This window comes from Staphylococcus sp. HMSC62A08 (assembly GCF_001839105.1).
In the GTDB taxonomy this organism is placed as follows: Bacteria; Bacillota; Bacilli; order Staphylococcales; family Staphylococcaceae; genus Staphylococcus; species Staphylococcus caprae.
On record NZ_KV840027.1, the window covers coordinates 455,641 to 474,755 of the forward strand.

The 19,115-nt window shown below is 32.7% G+C and carries 20 protein-coding genes and 1 pseudogene; 13 read left to right on the forward strand and 8 right to left on the reverse strand.

Going from position 1 to position 19,115, the window contains the following annotated elements; genetic code table 11:
• The first annotated feature begins 620 nt into the window (after positions 1 to 620).
• The 4 genes from HMPREF3264_RS02910 (at position 621) to HMPREF3264_RS02925 (ending at position 4,425) form a co-directional block, all read left to right on the forward strand.
• The gene (locus HMPREF3264_RS02910) at positions 621 to 2,591 is read left to right on the forward strand and encodes a helix-turn-helix transcriptional regulator (RefSeq protein ID WP_070871876.1); all 1,971 of its coding nucleotides are present in this window, start codon (positions 621 to 623) and stop codon (positions 2,589 to 2,591) included.
• A 35-nt stretch (positions 2,592 to 2,626) separates the two neighbouring features.
• On the forward strand, positions 2,627 to 3,355 hold the full coding sequence (locus HMPREF3264_RS02915; protein ID WP_044466804.1) for a transcriptional regulator, SarA/Rot family: 729 nt from the start codon (positions 2,627 to 2,629) through the stop codon (positions 3,353 to 3,355).
• A gap of 42 nt (positions 3,356 to 3,397) precedes the next feature.
• Complete coding sequence (locus tag HMPREF3264_RS02920; RefSeq protein WP_002443841.1) at positions 3,398 to 3,721, forward strand: PH domain-containing protein; 324 nt, start codon at positions 3,398 to 3,400, stop codon at positions 3,719 to 3,721.
• Positions 3,722 to 4,083: 362 nt separating this feature from the next.
• Positions 4,084 to 4,425 carry a SarA family transcriptional regulator gene (locus HMPREF3264_RS02925; protein ID WP_037541600.1) on the forward strand — a complete coding sequence of 114 codons (342 nt, stop codon included), beginning with the start codon at positions 4,084 to 4,086 and terminating at the stop codon, positions 4,423 to 4,425.
• A gap of 111 nt (positions 4,426 to 4,536) precedes the next feature.
• On the opposite strand, the gene HMPREF3264_RS02930 is transcribed toward HMPREF3264_RS02925, so the two are convergent.
• From HMPREF3264_RS02930 to HMPREF3264_RS02960, 7 genes are read right to left on the reverse strand one after another with little or no spacing between them, the layout of a single operon-like run.
• Positions 4,537 to 5,373 (reverse strand): urease accessory protein UreD, encoded by an 837-nt coding sequence (locus HMPREF3264_RS02930; protein WP_070871877.1) that lies wholly within the window; start codon positions 5,371 to 5,373, stop codon positions 4,537 to 4,539.
• Positions 5,373 to 5,987 carry an urease accessory protein UreG gene (ureG, locus tag HMPREF3264_RS02935; RefSeq protein WP_070871878.1) on the reverse strand — a complete coding sequence of 205 codons (615 nt, stop codon included), beginning with the start codon at positions 5,985 to 5,987 and terminating at the stop codon, positions 5,373 to 5,375. The genes HMPREF3264_RS02930 and ureG overlap by 1 nt, the downstream gene beginning before the upstream one ends.
• Before the next feature lie 11 nt (positions 5,988 to 5,998).
• Entirely contained in the window at positions 5,999 to 6,688 is a 690-nt protein-coding gene (locus tag HMPREF3264_RS02940) for an urease accessory protein UreF (RefSeq protein WP_070871879.1), read from the reverse strand.
• Positions 6,681 to 7,133, reverse strand: coding sequence for an urease accessory protein UreE (ureE, locus tag HMPREF3264_RS02945; protein ID WP_002443831.1), 453 nt, complete (start codon positions 7,131 to 7,133; stop codon positions 6,681 to 6,683). The genes HMPREF3264_RS02940 and ureE overlap by 8 nt, the downstream gene beginning before the upstream one ends.
• A gap of 13 nt (positions 7,134 to 7,146) precedes the next feature.
• Positions 7,147 to 8,862 carry an urease subunit alpha gene (ureC, locus tag HMPREF3264_RS02950; protein WP_002443829.1) on the reverse strand — a complete coding sequence of 572 codons (1,716 nt, stop codon included), beginning with the start codon at positions 8,860 to 8,862 and terminating at the stop codon, positions 7,147 to 7,149.
• A 2-nt stretch (positions 8,863 to 8,864) separates the two neighbouring features.
• Positions 8,865 to 9,269, reverse strand: coding sequence for an urease subunit beta (locus HMPREF3264_RS02955; RefSeq protein ID WP_002443828.1), 405 nt, complete (start codon positions 9,267 to 9,269; stop codon positions 8,865 to 8,867).
• An 11-nt stretch (positions 9,270 to 9,280) separates the two neighbouring features.
• A complete protein-coding gene (locus HMPREF3264_RS02960) occupies positions 9,281 to 9,583 on the reverse strand; it encodes an urease subunit gamma (protein ID WP_037541599.1) in 303 nt (100 codons plus the stop codon).
• A 255-nt stretch (positions 9,584 to 9,838) separates the two neighbouring features.
• Here HMPREF3264_RS02960 and yut point away from each other — a divergent pair, with 255 nt between their 5' ends.
• From yut to HMPREF3264_RS02990, 6 genes are all read left to right on the forward strand, one after another.
• A complete protein-coding gene (gene yut, locus HMPREF3264_RS02965) occupies positions 9,839 to 10,738 on the forward strand; it encodes an urea transporter (RefSeq protein WP_070871880.1) in 900 nt (299 codons plus the stop codon).
• A gap of 342 nt (positions 10,739 to 11,080) precedes the next feature.
• The gene (locus tag HMPREF3264_RS02970) at positions 11,081 to 12,226 is read left to right on the forward strand and encodes an acyl-CoA dehydrogenase family protein (protein ID WP_070871881.1); all 1,146 of its coding nucleotides are present in this window, start codon (positions 11,081 to 11,083) and stop codon (positions 12,224 to 12,226) included.
• A gap of 212 nt (positions 12,227 to 12,438) precedes the next feature.
• Positions 12,439 to 13,359, forward strand: a complete 921-nt coding sequence (locus tag HMPREF3264_RS02975; RefSeq protein WP_070871882.1) for an ABC transporter substrate-binding protein — start codon at positions 12,439 to 12,441, stop codon at positions 13,357 to 13,359.
• 121 nt (positions 13,360 to 13,480) lie between these two features.
• Positions 13,481 to 14,419, forward strand: a complete 939-nt coding sequence (locus HMPREF3264_RS02980) for a nucleoside hydrolase (RefSeq protein WP_141764428.1) — start codon at positions 13,481 to 13,483, stop codon at positions 14,417 to 14,419.
• A gap of 111 nt (positions 14,420 to 14,530) precedes the next feature.
• A complete protein-coding gene (locus HMPREF3264_RS02985) occupies positions 14,531 to 15,079 on the forward strand; it encodes a biotin transporter BioY (RefSeq protein WP_002443813.1) in 549 nt (182 codons plus the stop codon).
• Between the two features lie 39 nt (positions 15,080 to 15,118).
• Complete coding sequence (locus tag HMPREF3264_RS02990; RefSeq protein ID WP_070830326.1) at positions 15,119 to 15,874, forward strand: GNAT family N-acetyltransferase; 756 nt, start codon at positions 15,119 to 15,121, stop codon at positions 15,872 to 15,874.
• 39 nt (positions 15,875 to 15,913) lie between these two features.
• Here the strand turns inward: HMPREF3264_RS02990 and fdhD are convergent, their stop codons facing one another.
• On the reverse strand, positions 15,914 to 16,705 hold the full coding sequence (gene fdhD, locus HMPREF3264_RS02995; protein WP_002443809.1) for a formate dehydrogenase accessory sulfurtransferase FdhD: 792 nt from the start codon (positions 16,703 to 16,705) through the stop codon (positions 15,914 to 15,916).
• 217 nt (positions 16,706 to 16,922) lie between these two features.
• Here fdhD and modA point away from each other — a divergent pair.
• The 3 genes and pseudogenes from modA to HMPREF3264_RS03010 all read left to right on the forward strand — a co-directional run bounded on the left by modA (position 16,923) and on the right by HMPREF3264_RS03010 (position 19,010).
• Positions 16,923 to 17,716: pseudogene (gene modA / locus HMPREF3264_RS03000) on the forward strand (molybdate ABC transporter substrate-binding protein).
• 13 nt (positions 17,717 to 17,729) lie between these two features.
• Positions 17,730 to 18,401, forward strand: coding sequence for a molybdate ABC transporter permease subunit (gene modB / locus HMPREF3264_RS03005; protein ID WP_002443804.1), 672 nt, complete (start codon positions 17,730 to 17,732; stop codon positions 18,399 to 18,401).
• Positions 18,402 to 19,010, forward strand: a complete 609-nt coding sequence (locus HMPREF3264_RS03010) for an ATP-binding cassette domain-containing protein (RefSeq protein WP_070871884.1) — start codon at positions 18,402 to 18,404, stop codon at positions 19,008 to 19,010. It begins immediately after the preceding gene.
• Positions 19,011 to 19,115 lie beyond the last annotated feature (105 nt).

A 19,115-nucleotide genomic window follows, 5' to 3' on the forward strand; every position in this document is an offset into this window, starting at 1 on the left:
GCGATTGTAGCTGTAGCGATTTTTTTCATTGATAAATATCCTCCTGAGAATTAAATTATAATTTTTTATTTAATAGTAATGTAACCAGTAGGTTACTCATGTTTTATTTCGTTCTCTTAACGACAAGCAATACTTTAACAGAAAAAAGTACGCTTGTGTGCCTTGTTAACGTTTTGTAATTTTTTGCTAATATTGTTACACGATTTCATTTAACTCAATTTTTATTTTTAAACTGGTTAAATTCGATGATGACAGGTTTTTATATTTTTAGAACATATTTCCTTGTTACAACACTGTAAATTTACAGAAAATTCTTTAGGACAATTGAATTTGTTAATAATCGATTTTTCTAATGAATTAAAATATAAAAATATATAACGAATGAGTAAATAGAGTGGATATTAAAAGATTTATTAAGGATATCGAGGTAAAAATATTGAGTTAGGCTATTTAAATAAAAATGAAAATTGATATAATATTAATCTAATTTGTTACAGCTAAAATTTTGAACATTGTACAATTATTAGTGAAAAATAGATGTTGTCTAGTTAAATTTAGTTTTGACAGTCGGGGAGAAGTTTATTAAACAAAAACACATTAATACATCGCGAGGAAGACATATGAGAGATAATTATTCGATACGTGTTTTTAATCATTTAGCTATAGAAACAACTAAAGCGTTAAGTATAAGAGTATTCTACTGTTTAAATGGCAATTGTAAAATGACTATCAATTTACAAGAATTTGACTTAAGCAAAGATGAAATCGCATTTGTGATTCTAAATGATATTTATAGTATAGAAAGTAGTAAAGATTCGATATGCTGTGTAATCGACATACCTATTCATTTATATATGAGAATTACTGGGCATCATATTTTATCCAGTGGTTCAAAAATTGATAAAGATGAAAAAGGTAGAACTAAATATTGGATTTTAAAATTATTAGAAATGCATTGTATCCAGAAAATAGATGAAGTAGAAACGAATAAATTAATTCAATATATTCTTGTAGAATTAAGTACTTGTAAAGTTGAATATTTAAAGTTTAATAAGAGGATGTATTTTTCTGAAGAAGTTCATGAATATTTAGTCAACCATCACGATAATAAGATAAATAAACAAGATTTGGTTAATGCAGTAAATATATCTAATCAAACACTTACGCATATGTTTAAGGAAACGCCTTTTCAAACATTTAATCAATATCTTAATCATATTCGATTAAAGTTTTGCCTTATCGATATTTTAACTACACATAGACCAATTGAAGATATAGCTATTGAGCATGGATTTCATCATTATTCTCGATTTATACAGTTATTTAAAGATACATATGGACAAACACCTAAATTGATTAGAAAAGATTATAGAACGACGTCTATCTTCCAAAATGAATCTGAAGAAATTGATTTAAATCGACATATTCTAAAGTTAGTGAGTTCAATACAAGAAACAACTCAGCATAAAATAGAAGAACGACAAATAAAGATGAAAGAAAGTCATGTGAGATATCATCCGTCAAACATCTACATTGAACAAAATAAAAGTAATTATTTTGATCAATTGTCTTTTCTAAATATGAAACGAGCGCTAAATATCAATAAAAGAACGATACACTATATTGTAGAGTTGGATTATTTAAATATTTCAAACGAAAGAGAAGTGTTTATCAAAGAGTTATACAAACTCTTACACTTTATTGCAGATTCAAATATGTCTCCAATATTTAAAATAACAACTCAAAGGTCAGATGTATTTACTTCAAATGAAAAAATGTCTTTTAATCATGCATTAGATGTATTGTTTTTAGTATTAAGACAATTTAATCATCTTCATTTAGGATTTCTTATTGAAAGAGTAACAAGTCATTTTGTTGAACAACTTAAACAAATGATTAATAGATATTTTGAAGAGTATCAATTGATTTATCGATTTAAAAAGGGTCAATACGAAGAAGTAGATTTAACACAAATAGAATCAAAAGTGGATAAAATCATGATACCTGTCATGCAACTTGAAAGAGTAAACATTTCACTCTCCAAATTAATTGTTGAAGTAGATTGTTTAGTAAATAGTAAAGAAACGATATTAAATCAAACAATACTTAATCATTTTAAATTATTGATGACGCATTATGATAAATTGGGCGGATTAGTGTTACCACAATCTGAACAATATGAAATAACTAAAATAGTCAAACAGGAATTAAACTCGTTTCAGTTATTAACATATGTATTAAGTATGCTAAATCAGTTAAGAGGAAATATTGTCTATAGAAGCAATGAGATGATAATGACGCGATATAAACATGAGTATCAAGTGGTAACTTACTTTTTAAATAGTAAGGTAAAAATGAATGTGCATCAGTATCGATTAATTTTTTCAGATATTAAACAACTCAGCCATGCAGACACTGAATATATAGATATTCAACAATATGCGATGAATGAGAATAAAAGTCTGGACAATCTTATGCTGTATCATAACCAGCATTGGTTAGCTAAATTAAATCATAAAGACGTAATAAATTCTTCAATCGATATTCCTAAAGTTAGTATTGCCCACATCAAATTTCTTAGTTCATTGTAGAGCGTGGTTGATTGCTAAGAGAGGATTGTCATCAAATGCATCAACAGAAGATTAAAAGTTTTCTTGCGCACTTTGTATTAGATCACATATCAATAGAATATTTAAGATTTTCCTATTACTTAACAATAGAACAATTTAAACTATTACAGTTTATTTATCAATTTACTCATCATCACAGCGAAGGCTTAAGTTTGAATGCTATTATTTTTTACAAAAATTATCAAAAAAATCATTTACTTAAGCTCATTACCCATTTATATGATTTTAATTGGATTTCAAAAGAACGCGATCCATTAGATCAGAGGCGACTAGTCATTAATTTAACTCAGCATCAACGAGAAAAAGTATTACAAATGTTTGAAGATTTTAAAGCATTTCTAGAAATGAAGTCAAAGTCAATCAAGCATATACATCACTTCACCATCATTCCATACTATTTTACGTGCCATGAACAATTTGAAGAAATTCAAAAATCCGCCAACTTTAAACACTTATCATTGGAAGAACTTTATATTCTAGGTTTACTTATCATTAACAACAAGCAAACCACTTTTAAAAATATTAAGGCACATTCGTTAAAAGGGATTGTTACAGTAAGTCCAATTATTAAGAAATTACAATTAAAAGGTTATGTAGATAAAAGTAGAAGTAAGGAAGATGAGCGAAATATCGTATTAACTATTAAAGAAGAGAAGGTACCTTATATCAAATCTACAATCGAGGAATGTTACAGATGCCTAGAAAAGGGAATAGAACAATTATAATTAAATTTATAATGAAAGATATAGCAAGGAGAGTACATACTTATGATTCTAGACAATGTAAATCCAGACGATTTGTTTCCTACTGAAAAGAAAGGGCCATCAGTTCTAGGTATAATAGAGTATAGCGTGCAAGGTCAAAATGAATTCGAAGGTGCTTTTATTGCCACGAATGAACGCTTAATTATGAATGTAGATATGAATGGCCAATTCTACTATAGAAATATTCGTTATGATGAAGTGAATCAAGTTGATTATGACGGTAAAGATATCATGTTTGAATTTAATATTGGGAAGGTCCCAATGAAACAAATAAAAACTGAAGATGTGCAAGCATTTGTAGATTACGTTAAGCAAAAGATTCAATAAAAACGTGTAGCTATTGATTTGAGAATAAACTTTGATGTCAAATTACCTTTTAATCATTCTTAACAAAATATTATGTGAAGTCCAATTAAACTGATAGGTAATATAAAAAATTTAAAAAATACGTTGGTGTAATTAGTGTTATATCATTTGGATTATAAATTTTAATTACATCAAAATCACTAATATAAATGTTTGGGTTTAGAAATAAATCTATAAATGCATATTGTAGTAATAAAAATATTGAATTTTTATACCTATTTGTTTAAAATGTATTTTGTAACATGGGCGGAGAAATTTTCGATTAGATAAAATACATGTGAACCTTTCTACAACAAGATGTGCATCAGAGGAGTGGTTTTAAAATGGGAAAAATAAAAGACATCAATGATTTGGTCAATGCTACATTTCAAGTGAAGAAATTTTTTAGAGATACTAAAAAGCAGTATAATTTAAATTATGAAGAAATTTATATTCTTAATCACATTTTAAAAAGTGAATCTAACGAAATATCTTCAAAAGAAATTGCTACATGTTCAGAATTTAAACCGTACTATTTAACGAAAGCATTACAAAAGTTAAAAGACTTGAATTTACTATCAAAAAAGCGAAGCGTGCATGATGAAAGAACAGTTATTGTATTTGTAACAGCAGAACAACGAGAGAAAATTAAAAAGTTAATTGCAGAATTAGAAAAATATATTTAATAATACTAGAGAACTGAAGTTTCATGTGTGTTTTAAGATGAAGATTTCTAAAAAAGACTAGGTATACTACCAATATAGTATACCTAGTCTTTTTAAATTGAACAAAATTATTTAGTATTTTCTTAAAAAATCAAGTTGACGATGATAAAGTCTTTGTGCAATGAAGGATTGAACATGTGTTAATATCTTTTCAATTGCTTGAGTGCGGTGTGCGAGTATTCTGATAGCAAGACCGTGAGTAGGTAATTGAGAAATGCCTAATCTACAATCCATTTCCTTTTCAAAATGAGAAATCGTGTCATAAATGTCATCTATAAAGTTCTGATTGACATCAGGGTGAACGAAATACGCTGAACCTAGATGTGTATAATCTTCCATATAACCCATTGAGTCGATTTGATTCTTCTCAGGGTTTAATAACATATTGTCAAAAGTGACTAATTCACCATCCATATATATTTCATTCACTAAATGCATATATTTATAGGTAAAGTCTTGGTCGTTGGAAGAATAACCAGGTGTCAAAATATCTGTGTAAAACATTGAACTTCCACTTTTCAAATTAAAGGTATTATGTTGATAGAATTTAGCATTTTCATAAGCAATTATTTTTTCTGCTATTTTTTCCATATATGAATTATTTTCTAAATTGAATGTCTGATATTGTTCTACACGGTCATTCAAAGTTTTATAAATTTTAGTTGCACCTTGTGATGTGAGTGTGACTTGTGCATTTTCTTCAAGATTTATATTTAAACGATATCGGTCGCCGTCTAAATATCCGCCACCTACATTGACAATGTAAAAGGTTGGAATTGTAGATTGGTTAAGATAGACAGGACGAATGACTTTCAGTGCTTTCTCGAAAAATATATCTCGTGCAACTGAACGTTTACCGTTATGAAATACTGTTAAGTCAAGTTCTCCTGTCCATTTAGATTGTGTCATTATGCTAACCCTTTAAGTAGTGTATCTCGTTCAATCCATTCAATTACTTCGTCTAAACCTTCGTCTGTTTTCAAATTAGTGAAAGCGAAAGGTCGATTACCACGGAAAACTTTAGTATCTTCAGCCATTTGATTTAAAGATGCGCCTACATATGGTGCTAAATCTGTTTTATTAATAATGAAGAAATCAGATTTAATCATTCCTTGACCACCTTTACGTGGGATTTTTTCGCCTTGCGCAACATCGATGATATAAATTGAAAAATCAACAAGTTCAGGACTGAATGTAGCAGCTAAATTATCGCCACCTGATTCAATAAAAATGAGTTCTATATCATCGTTACGTTCTAATAGTTCATCAATTGCTGCAAAATTCATAGAAGCATCTTCACGAATAGCAGTATGTGGGCATCCACCCGTTTCTACACCAATAATTCTATCTTCAGGTAATACGCCCGTATTGACTAATATTTTTTCGTCCTCTTTAGTATAAATATCATTTGTAATAACACCGATACTCATATCTTTTGATAGACGTTTAACGACTTTTTCAATTAATTGAGTTTTACCTGCACCTACAGGTCCGCCAATTCCAATTTTGATTGGTTCTGTCATAATCTGGCCTCCTATGAAATAAATATTCTTACATTAACATTTTCATGTTCCATTTGATTAAGTTCTAGACCTGGAGCGGTCATGCCAAAGTTAGATTCTTCTAAATCTATAATGTGATCACGTGTTCTTTCAATATATGGAATCATTTCTTTGACTACTTTTTGTCCAGCTGTTTGTCCGAGAGGAATAGCTCTTACAGCATTTTGCGTTAGACTTGAAACATTTTGATATAAATAGTAATCGATAATCGTATTGATATCGAGACCTAGGTGATGTCCCAGCATGGTAAAGCAAATCGCAGGGTGCAATTTCGCTTTTTTAAGTTTCATTTGATTATGATACCAATGAATCCAAGTCGCATCGTAAAGTTCCAATGCTAATTTAACCATACGTGTACCCATCTGCTTGGTACCCACACGTGTTTCTTTAGGTAAACTTTGTACGAAAATTTTTTGATCGATTTCTAGTATTTTGCTCTCGTTATTATTTTCTAATGCGTCATATACGATTCTCATGGCTAAGCCATCAGCATACGTTAATTGTTCATTTAGGAATAGTTTTAACCAACGTGTAAATGATTCAGCATCATTGACTGTTTCTCGTTGTATATATGTTTCAAGTCCAAATGAGTGACTAAACGCACCGGTTGGAAATTGTGAATCACAGAACTGAAATAATCTCAATTTTTGATGATCAATCATGAGAATGTCCTATATGTCTAAAGGCTTGATTTACCTTTCTATCTTCATGGCTATAAGGGATGCCTAGTTGTTTTAATAAATCTTCTACGAGATAGTCATATTGAACTAACATTTCAGTTTCTGTAAATTGAGCAGGGAGATGACGGTTACCAAGTTGATGTGCGATATCTCCCATTTCTTTAAGATTTCTAGGTTTAATAACTAATAAATCTTCAGAGTTAACGTCGACAATAATCATATTCTTATCATCTTGAAATAAAATATCTCCATATTGCAAATCGATAGGTTGTTTTAAACGGATACCGATTTCATTGCCATGATCAGTTGTAACACGTTGGATGCGTTTAACTAAATCAGAATTTTCTAAGTAAACTTTTTCAACATGCTTTTGCTTTTCTTCTGGAGATAAGTTTGCAATGTTGCCTTGGATTTCTTCAATAATCATTTGTGCATGCCTCCTAGAATAAGAAGTATCTTTGAGTAAGTGGTAATTCTGTTGCCGCCTCACTGGTGATTTTTTCACCATCAACAAATACTTCATAAGTTTGCGGATCTACATCTAATTTAGGTGTAGCATTGTTGTTTTTCATATCTGCTTTAGACAGATTACGAATGTTTTTAACGGGACGAACCATACGTTTTAAATTTAATTGACGGTAAATACCATTTTCATAAGCAGTATTAGAAACGAAAGTCATTGCTGTATGTGTAATATTTCCGCCATATTGACCGTACATTTTACGATATTTTTGAGGTTCAGAAGTTGGAATAGAGCCGTTTGCATCACCATTAACCGCTGAATTGATAAGACCGCCTTTAACGATAAGCTCAGGTTTAACCCCAAAGAAAGCAGGTTCCCACATTACAAGGTCTGCAAATTTACCAGCTTCAACAGAACCTACGTATTCAGAAATACCATGAGTAATCGCTGGGTTGATAGTATATTTCGCAATATAACGTTTAATACGATTGTTATCATTATATTCTGAATCTCCTTCAAGGAAGCCACGTTGTGCTTTCATACGGTGTGCAACTTGCCAAGTACGAAGGATAACTTCGCCAACACGTCCCATTGCTTGAGAGTCTGAACTAATCATACTGAAGACACCCATGTCTTGGAGTACGTCTTCTGCTGCAATTGTTTCCTTACGTATACGAGAATCTGCGAATGCAATATCTTCAGGTATAGAAGCATTTAAGTGGTGTGTAATCATAACCATATCTAAATGTTCATCGACAGTATTTTGTGTGTAAGGTAGGGTAGGGTTCGTAGATGACGGTAGAATATTAGGGTAAGAAGCGGATTTAATTAAGTCTGGTGCGTGTCCACCGCCAGCACCTTCAGTGTGATACATGTGAAGTACTCGACCTTTAACAGCTTCCATCGTATCTTCCATAAATCCTGCTTCATTTAGCGTATCTGCGTGTAATGCGATTTGAATATCAAATTCATCTGCAACATCTAATGCATGACTTAATGCTGAAGGCGTAGCTCCCCAGTCTTCGTGTACTTTAAGACCAATAACACCTGCATGAATCTGTTCGATTAAAGCAGTGTGGTTAACGGCTTGACCTTTACCAGTAAATCCTACATTAATAGGTAATTCTTCAGCGGCTTCTAACATACGGTGAATATGCCATGGTCCAGGTGTTACAGTAGTAGCTTTAGCACCTTCAGAGGCACCAGTTCCTCCACCAATATGAGTTGTGATACCACTTTCAAGCGCAACTTCCGCTTGTTCAGGATTAATAAAGTGAACATGTGTATCAATACCGCCAGCAGTAACGATTTTACCTTCTGCTGCAATGACATCTGTAGTAGAACCAATAATAATATCTACGTTATCCATAATGTCAGGGTTTCCAGCTTTACCAATTTTGAAAATGTAACCATTCTTTACGCCAATGTCTGCTTTGACAATTTTGTCATAATCAATGATAAGTGCATTGGTAAGTACTAAATCCGCAACATTTTTATCATCTCGAGTGACGTTAGGGTTTTGAGCCATACCATCTCTGATAGATTTACCACCACCGAAAGTAGCTTCATCTCCATAATTGGCATAATCTTTTTCAACTTGTGCAAAAAGGTTTGTATCACCTAATCTCACTGAATCTCCAACGGTTGGACCGTATAAACTTGTATATTGAGATTGTGTCATTTTAAAACTCATGATTACTTACCACCTTTTTTATTTGCGTTTTGCTCGCCTTCATCCCCGAAGACACCAGCATTTTCATCTTCCTTACCAGTAGGGCGATATACGCGTTCTTCATCTATATCTCCATTAACTAAACCACGGAATCCATAAATTTTGCGACGTCCAGAATATTCAACGAGTTGAATTTCTTTTTCATCACCGGGTTCAAATCTTACCGCAGCACCGGCAGGAATATCTAAATGTTTACCGTAAGCTTTTTCACGATCAAATTTTAATGCCTGATTAGCTTCGAAAAAATGGAAGTGTGAACCAACTTGAATAGGTCGGTCACCAGTATTCTTAACCTCTAAGACTGTTTCAGGATGATGCTTATTTATTTCTATTTCAGTATTTTTAACTTTAATTTCTCCAGGAATCATTTTTGTCCTCCTTAAACTATTGGATGATGGACAGTAATTAATTTAGTTCCATCTGGGAATGTTGCTTCGATTTCTATTTCTTTAATCATACTTGCAACGCCATCCATGACATCTTCTTCATTTAAAATCGTTTTTCCATAGCTCATAAGTTCAGCAACAGTTTTACCATCACGTGCTCCTTCTAGTAGTTCATCACTAATTAAAGCGAGCGCTTCAGGATGATTAAGTTTAAGGCCTCGTGCTTTTCTGCGACGAGCGACTTCTGCAGCCACAACTATCATTAACTTGTCTTGCTCTCGTTGTGTAAAGTGCAAAATAATCCCTTCTTTCAAAAAATTTGCCTTGCAAAATTAATATTAAGACGATTTAATTAAATTAACAAGTAAAACGAGAAGAAAATTTTGGTTATTTATATAAAGATGGTTTAAACTTAGTATATATTTACCAATAAATATAAAATTTATCTAATGTTTAAAAAAGTTCTATTAGAAAAAGTATTATTAATATCAGAAGCATTTTATGGATATGCTAGAAAATGCTTTTAAATTTTAAGAATAAAGGTGAAAGAATTGAAAACAATTAGTATTATGTTAAAGAATATCTCTCAAGTTTTATTAATTAATAATAAGTGGACCGGATTGTTTGTATTAATTGGTTTGTTTGTAGCAAATTGGCAAGTTGGTTTAAGTGCACTCATCGCTAGTGCTATCTCATTTGTTTTGGCTCCATACATGAATTATTCACAAGATGAGATTGACAATGGTCTCGCAGGTTTTAGTCCTGTTTTAACAGCTGTAGCGCTCACACTTTTCCTTAATCATAATTTGAGTGGCTTAGTGATTACTTTAATTGCAACCATTTTGACGCTACCAGTAGGTTCGGCTATTAGAGAATTGTTAAAGCCTTATGGTATAGCGATGTTAACATCACCTTTTGTGATGATGACATGGATTACTGTGTTGATACCTGGTCAAGTTAAATCGTTAAATACACAACTTGATATCATCCCTAGCCATATTAAGAAAACATCGTTTGATACGGGGAATGAAACAATACAATTTTTCCAATCTTTAACTGAAGGATTTAGCCAAGTATTTCTTGTGCCAAGCGTGATAGGCGGCTTGTTGATTATAATTGGAATTTTTATAGGCTCAAGAAAGGCAGCTATCTTATCAATTGTTGCTAATATTATTGGTTTCTTAATTGTAGGATTGTTAGGTGGTAATTATAGCGATATTAATGAGGGCTTGTTCGGTTACAATTTAGTTTTAACAGCGATTGCTTTAGGAGTCACTTTTAAATCTACAATGAACGCATATTTAGCAACAGTGCTTGGTATCGTTTTAACAGTCTTTATCCATTTGGGATTAAATACGTTATTAGAACCGTTTGGATTACCTGCACTTACCATGCCATTTATTTTAGCTACATGGATCATGTTATTTGCTGGAATGAAAAATCGTGCATAAGGTGTCGCATTTGTTTTTATAAAAAGTGATAATCATATATGCATACAGAAAAAGAATTTTTAAATTTAAAATCAAATAAATGATATAAAATGAGCTCCTAAATGGATTGATTAAACATTCATTTTAGGAGCTTTTAGATTGCGATTAATTTTTTATCCTTGATACTTTTAGCAATTCATATGACATCTGCTCATAGTGAGAGAGTTTATACGTATGCTTATGGTTGCTGCTTCCTTTACATTTGAATGATTTTCAATGGCAGTTGACTTCCATATATAAAAGTCGAGTGTTAAACTAGGAATAATTAAAGGGATGTAATTATGAATATTCGAGGTGAGAGTTGTGGTACAGTCATTTCTAGTACGCACAGAAATTCAAAAACGGTGGATTCAAAAATTTAAAGAAGTGGAAGATATATTCAAAGAACGCGCTACTGAAAACGATGAAAAAGCGCAATTTCCATATAAAAATATTGAATGGCTTATTCAAGAAGGCTATACAAAACTAACATTGCCGAAATACTATGGAGGCGAAGGGGCAACCATTGAAGATATGGTAATTCTTCAAAGTTATTTAGGTGCAATAGATGGTGCTACTGCTTTATCGATAGGTTGGCACTTAAGTGTGGTGGGCCAATTATATGAGCAACATATGTGGGATCAACGAATGCTTGATGCATTTGCTAAAGAAGTAGTCAATGGTGCACTTGTAAATCGAGCAGTAAGTGAAGCCGAAACAGGAAGTCCAACAAGAGGTGGTCGCCCAGGTACACATGCGGTTAAAGTTGACGATGGTTACGTTTTAAATGGAGTTAAAACTTTTACATCAATGAGTAAGGCATTGACGCATTATATCGTTGGTGCGTATGTTGAAGAGATTGATTCAGTTGGATTCTTCTTAGTTCCTCGAGAATATGCAGGTGTAGAGGTTGCTGATAACTGGAATATGGTTGGTATGCGTGCAACTGAAAGTCATGATCTTGTATTGAATGATGTTCATGTACCAACAGAATACTTTGTTGAAGCTGGACGTAAACCTCAACCGAATGGCTGGATTCTTCATATTCCGAGTTGTTACTTAGGTATCGCACAGGCCGCTCGTGATTATGCTGTTCATTTTGCGGAAAATTATAGTCCAAATAGCATCGAGGGAACAATTGCAGATTTACCTACTGTCCAACAAAATTTAGGTAAAATGGAAAGTTTATTACTATCGGCAAGACATTTTTTGTGGAGTACTGCACATGGGTATCAATTATATGAAGAAGATGCTCAAATATGGAATGTGACTTCTGCGAGTAAAGTGATGGTGATGAATCAAGGACTAGAAGTGATTGATTTGGCAATGAGAATTGTTGGTGCTAAAAGTTTAGAAATGGATCGACCATTACAACGATATTATAGAGATATGCGTGCGGGGTTACATAACCCTCCAATGGAAGATATGGCCTATACGAATATAGCTAAAAGTATCACAGGTAAGATGTAAGGAATGTTTAAGATTGAACGAAGCTTGATATAAGTGCACTTTTAAATGTGAAATCTACTGTCAATATGTTAAAGGAGACTAAGATTATTAATTGTAGCTTAGTCTCTTTTTTATTTTCCAAAAATATTTACTTAACAAACTATTGTAAAACTACAAATATTTACGTATAATTAATCGTGAAATTGATAATCGTTATCATTTAGGAGGAAGTTATGAAAAAATTATTATTACCTTTGATTGCGTTAATCCTAGTATTAGCCGCATGTGGTAACAATTCAGGTAGTGGGTCAAAGGATTCAGATAAAAAAGCAGAAACAAAGTCATACAAAACGGATGATGGCAAAACAATTAAAGTGCCTAAAAATCCTAAGCGTATTGCAGTAGTGGCACCTTCATACGCTGGTGGAATTAAGAAATTAGGCGGAAATATTGTCGCAGTAAGTAATCAAGTTGACCAAAGTAGTATCTTAAAAGATAAATTCAAAGGTGTAACTAAAGTGGGAGACGATGATGTAGAAAAGGTAGCTAAACAAAAACCTGACTTAATCATTGTTTTAGATCAAAATAAAAATATTAAAAAATACAAAAAAATCGCAGCTACAGTACCATTTAATTACCAAAAACATAAATATTTAGAACAACAAGAAGAATTAGGTAAATTATTAGGTAAAGAAGACGAAGTTAAAAAATGGGAAAAACAATGGAAAGGTCAAACAGCTAAAGATGGCAAAGAAATCAAAAACAAAATTGGTGCTGATTCTACAGTCTCAATCTTCGATGAATTTGATAAAAAATTATATACTTACGGAGATAACTGGGGCCGCGGTGGCGAAGTCTTATATCAAGCATTTGGTCTGAAAATGTCTAAAGGTCAACATGACTTAACTAAAAAAGCGGGTTGGGCTGAAGTAAATCAAGAGCAAATTGAAAAAGTTGCTGGTGATTACATTGTTTCAACAAGTGCAGGTAAGTCTACTCCAGGTTATGAGAAAACAAATATTTGGAAAAACTTACCAGCAGTGAAAAAAGGGCATGTTATAAAAGTTAAAGCTGAGACGTATTGGTATAATGATCCATATACTTTAGACTTCATGCGTAAAGACTTGAAGAAAAAATTAATGGATGCAAAATAAAAGGGAATTAACGAATATCAATTGAGTAAATGGAAGAGGTTGCCGATAAAAGGTAGCCTCTTTTTTAAAATCAACATAATTAAAATTTGTTAAAATAAATTAAAAGAATAGAGGAGGAAGAATGATGACTAACGTTTATTTTAACCATGATGGTGGCGTAGACGACTTAATTTCTTTATTTTTATTACTCCAAATGGAAGATGTGGATCTGATTGGTGTGAGTACTATTGGAGCGGATTGTTACCTAGAACCCTCACTTAGCGCATCTATTAAAATTATAAATAGATTTTCAAATAAAGGTATTCAAGTTGCCCCCTCACACGAAAGAGGTAAGAATCCTTTCCCGAAAGAATGGAGAATGCATGCATTCTTTATGGATGCACTACCAATTTTGAATGAAACACGTACGCCTAACCGTGCTAAAGTCAGTGATTATGAAGCGTATGAAGATATTATTCAAAAGGTTAATATGAGCTCTAAAAAAGTGACATTATTATTTACTGGTCCGCTTACAGATTTAGCCAAAGCAATTCGTCACAACGACGCCTTTTTAGCGAATGTTGAAAAATTAGTTTGGATGGGCGGTACATTTTTAGATAAAGGTAATGTAGAAGAACCAGAACACGATGGAACTGCAGAATGGAATGCATTCTGGGACCCTGAAGCGGTGAAAACGGTTTTCGATAGTAAGATTAAGATTGATATGGTCGCTCTCGAAAGTACAAATCAGGTGCCATTAACATTAGATGTACGTCAACGTTGGGCTGATGAGAGAGAACATGTAGGTATAGATTTTCTAGGAGTAAGCTATGCTGCCGTGCCTCCATTAACACATTTCGTAACGAACTCAACCTACTTTTTATGGGACGTACTTACAACAGCTTATGTAGGTAAACCTAAACTCGTTAAATCAGTGAAAATGAATGTAGATGTTATAAGCCATGGTCCTAGTGAAGGTAAAACTTATAAAGATGAAAATGGGCGCAAAGTGAATGTAGTTAACTACGTAGAAAGAAATGCGTTTTTCGACTATATTTCACAGCTTGCTAAACGAGTATAGTGATTAAAACTTTTTAAATAGAAGAAATAGACTAGCGAATTAATGTAAACTTTTTATTTATTAAAGTTTACAATGATGATATAATCATTCTCATGTAAGGAGGATGAACAAATGACTACGAAACACTTAGTTTATACAGCTTTAATGACAGCAATTATTTGCATTTTAGGATTGGTTCCTGGTATACCCTTACCATTTATGCCAGTGCCTATCGTATTGCAAAATATTGGGATCTTTTTAGCAGGAATTATTTTAGGACGTAAGTTGGGAGCTACCAGTGTCATCGTATTTTTACTATTAGCTGCAACTGGGTTACCAGTATTATCAGGAGGACGCGGAGGTATTGGTGTCTTTGCTGGTCCTTCAGCTGGATTCTTATTCTTGTATCCATTTATTGCCTATTTTATAGGCTTAGTAAGAGATCGCTATTTTGGGAAAATTAATTTTGGCGTACTTCTAGTAGCTACGTTAATCATTGGCGTATTAGTATTAGATATTTTCGGTACCATTATTATGGGATTCATTATACATATACCGGTTTCTAAGGCAATTTTATTGTCATTTACATTTATGCCAGGGGATATCATTAAAGCAATTATTGCTAGTTTAATTGGTGCCACAGTTTTAAATCACACACGATTTAGAACTCTGATACAATAAGGGTAATCAATTTTAGAAATATTTGCAGAGGCGATAAGTATGTCACGGATAACGTTTGAAGATATCTATGTAGATGGTACAAAGTGGTCTGAAGATCAACGCAAAGTCATTTATTTAACTTCGAATCAACCATTACAATTTTCGAGTAATACTTGGTTTTACAAGGTGATGCCTTCTATGAATCAATGGTTAGAAGATATCAAGGTGCAGCAACGGCTTCATACTCAACAGGGCTCGAAACATCTTTCGTTTTACTTTCCGGAAAATGAACCACTCACTCAGCAATGGATGAATTTCATTCAAGAGCGAGGGTTTGAGCTAGGATTAATGGAATTATATGTTGTAGAGGGCGAAGATTTATCGAAATTGCCACAGAATCAGCAAGTAGAGATTCGGCATGTCTCTGAACAAAATATTGAGGATTATTTAAAAATTTATCAATACTTTGCTCAACCGTTTGGTGAATCATACGCCATTGCAAGTGCACAACATATAAGAGCTTATTATGAGAACGATATTCCACAAAGACTTATCGCATATATTAACCAACAACCTGTTGGCATCGTGGATTTGATTGTTTCAATGAAATCAATTGAAATTGATGGCTTTGGTGTACTAGAAACCTATCGTCATCAAGGGGTTGGTTCAACGATACAAGCTTATATAGGTGAGTTGGCTGAAAAGAAACCCGTTATACTTGTCGCAGATGGAGAAGATACTGCCAAGGATATGTATCTTAAACAAGGTTATACGTTTCTTGGTTATCGGTATCAAATTTTAAAAGAAAATATTTAAATAAAAAAGCGAATTAGAAAAGGAATGTATGTTCCCAATCTAATTCGCTTTAATACGTTCTGGATGACTATATATGTTGAAATTACCATCACGGATGAAACCAATTGCGGTAATATTTAAATCTTTAGCTAATTGCACAGCAAGCGTAGTTGGTGCAGATTTAGATAGAATCACTCCAACACCTATTTTGGCAGCCTTGATTAAAATTTCTGAAGAAATACGCCCGCTAAATATAAGTACTTTATTTCTAACTGAAATATGTCTTTGTATACAATATCCGTATAGTTTATCTAGCGCATTATGACGTCCAATGTCCTGCCTATGTTCAAAGAATGTACCTCCATCACTGATTGCAGCATTATGAAGTCCACCGGTTTGTTTGAATATCACACTAGCACTTTGAAGTTGTGTCATCATTCTTAGAATTTGTTGTGGTTGTAATTCAATTTTTGACATTGACGTTTTCGCAATGGCTGCATCATTATGAAAATAAAATTCACGGCTTTTTCCGCAACATGAAGCAATCATTCTTTTAGTTGAATATTCAAAACGATCGCCTAATGATTTTGTTAATTCGACATGTGCAAACCCTTTACTATCGTCAATTTGTATTGATTTTAATTCATCTCTTTTTAAAATAGCGCCCTCAGAAGCTAAAAATCCTAGAACAAGTTCTTCCATATTTGTAGGACTACAAATAACGGTAGCGAACTCTTCGCCATTGACCATAATTGTTAATGGGAATTCTGTTACGTAATTATCTTCTGTTTCAAATAATTCACCATTCTCATAACGCACAATTGATTGGTCAGTTGATACGTCTTTATTCATAATATTGTGCCCCCACTTTAGTCATAATATAATCATAAAACTAAATGTTAGAAATTTAAATTCTTTTGTTTATAGGTTTATATTGCTAAAAATGTTATTAAATAAATTAGCTTAGCATTCATTAATTATTACGAATTTGTTCAATAACTTTTACATAAATATCCTTTTCAAAGTAAAACAAAAGAGTATAATAAAAACAGAGTGGAGGGATTTATTCATGAAAAGAAAACACATTTTAGCTTTAATTATTGCAGTGTGCTTAGTATTAGCAGGATGCTCTAATTCTAGTAACAGCAATAAAGATGGAGATAAAAAGAATCAAGTTCGTCTGACAGTGGTAAAAAACAAGAATTACAAATTTCTGCAGCAGCGAGCTTAACAGAAGTAAGTAAAGCACTTGAGAAAGAATTTAAAAAAGACCATAAAGATGCAAACATTAAATTTAACTACGGTGGTTCTGGTGCATTAAGACAACAAATTGAAACAGGCGCACCTGTAGACGTATTTATGTCAGCTAATACAAAAGATGTCGATGCATTAAAAGATAAAAAGAAAGCACACGATACATACAACTATGCTAAAAACAAATTAGTGCTAGTAGGCGATAAAGATAAAAACTATCAATCAGTTAAAGATTTAAAAGGTAATGACAAACTTGCATTAGGCGAAGTTAAAACTGTGCCTGCAGGTAAATATGCTAAACAATACTTAGATGACAACAAATTATATGATTCAGTTAAAGATAAAATTATCTATGCTAAAGATGTTAAACAAGTTCTTAACTATGTAGAAAAAGGTAACGCGCAAGAAGGCTTCGTTTATAAAACTGACTTATACAATCAAAAGAAAAAAACTAATAAAGTAAAAGAAATTAAACAAGTTCAATTAAGTAAACCAATTGTGTATGAAGCTGGCGCAACTTCAGATAAGAAATTAGCTAAAGAGTGGATGAAATTCTTAAAATCTGACAAAGCTAAAAAAATTCTTAAAGAATACCAATTCTCAGCATAAGGAGTTATAAACCATGCCTGATTTAACGTCATTTTGGATATCTTTACGTGTTGCAATAATCAGTACAATTATTGTTACAATACTAGGGATTCTTATTTCTAAATGGTTATACAATAAGAAAGGGCATTGGGTGAAAATCCTTGAAAGTTTTATTATATTACCTATTGTGCTACCACCAACGGTACTAGGTTTTATATTATTAATTGTATTCTCAACAAGAGGACCTATAGGTCAATTCTTTACAAATATTTTACACTTACCCGTAGTGTTCACATTGACAGGTGCAGTTATTGCATCTGTCATTGTTAGTTTTCCACTTATGTATCAACATACAATTGGTGGCTTTAGAAGTATTGATAGAAAGATGTTGAATACTGCACGAACGATGGGAGCGAGTGAATCTAAAATATTTTTCAAATTAATTTTACCTTTATCTAAACGTTCAATTTTATCTGGTATAATGATGAGCTTTGCACGTGCCATTGGGGAATTCGGTGCAACATTAATGGTGGCAGGTTATATTCCTAATAAGACAAATACATTGCCCCTGGAAATCTATTTCTTAGTTGAACAAGGTAAAGAAAATGAAGCTTGGCTCTGGGTACTTGTACTAGTCGCTTTCTCTATAACAGTGATTGCTACGATTAATTTAGTTAATCGGGATAAATATAGGGAGGTCGATTAGATGTTAAGAATTCAATTAGAATACTTGTTAAAGGACACACAAATCCATGTCGATATCGATGATCATGTCCCTAAGATTTACGCTATTCGTGGACCATCTGGAATTGGGAAGACTACAGTATTAAATATGATTGCTGGTTTGAGAGAAGCAGATTATGCTTATATTAAGGTGAATGAACGTGTGTTGACTGATTCGGAGCATAAAATCAATGTCAAAATTCAACAACGTCGCGTGGGCTACCTATTTCAAGATTATCAATTATTCCCTAATATGAATGTTTATAAAAATATTACTTTTATGGCTGAACCATCTGAACATATTGATAATTTAATACAAACGCTCAACATCGGTCACTTGATGAATCAGTACCCGATGACATTGTCTGGCGGTGAAGCGCAACGTGTAGCTTTAGCGCGATCACTGAGTACGAAGCCAGATTTAATTCTACTCGATGAGCCCTTTTCAAGTTTGGATGATGCAACAAAAGAAGAGAGTATTGAACTTGTTCAAAAGATATTTAATGAATGGAAGATACCTATTATATTTGTTACGCACTCAAACTATGAAGCTGAAAAGATGGCACACGAAATCATTAATATTGGAAAGTAAATAATTATAAATATAAGAGGTTGGGAACTTTAAAGTTTACGCTCTGCGACACCGATTAACGGCGTCCCAAAGCAAGGTTTTCGGCAGTAACACTCACAATTCGAC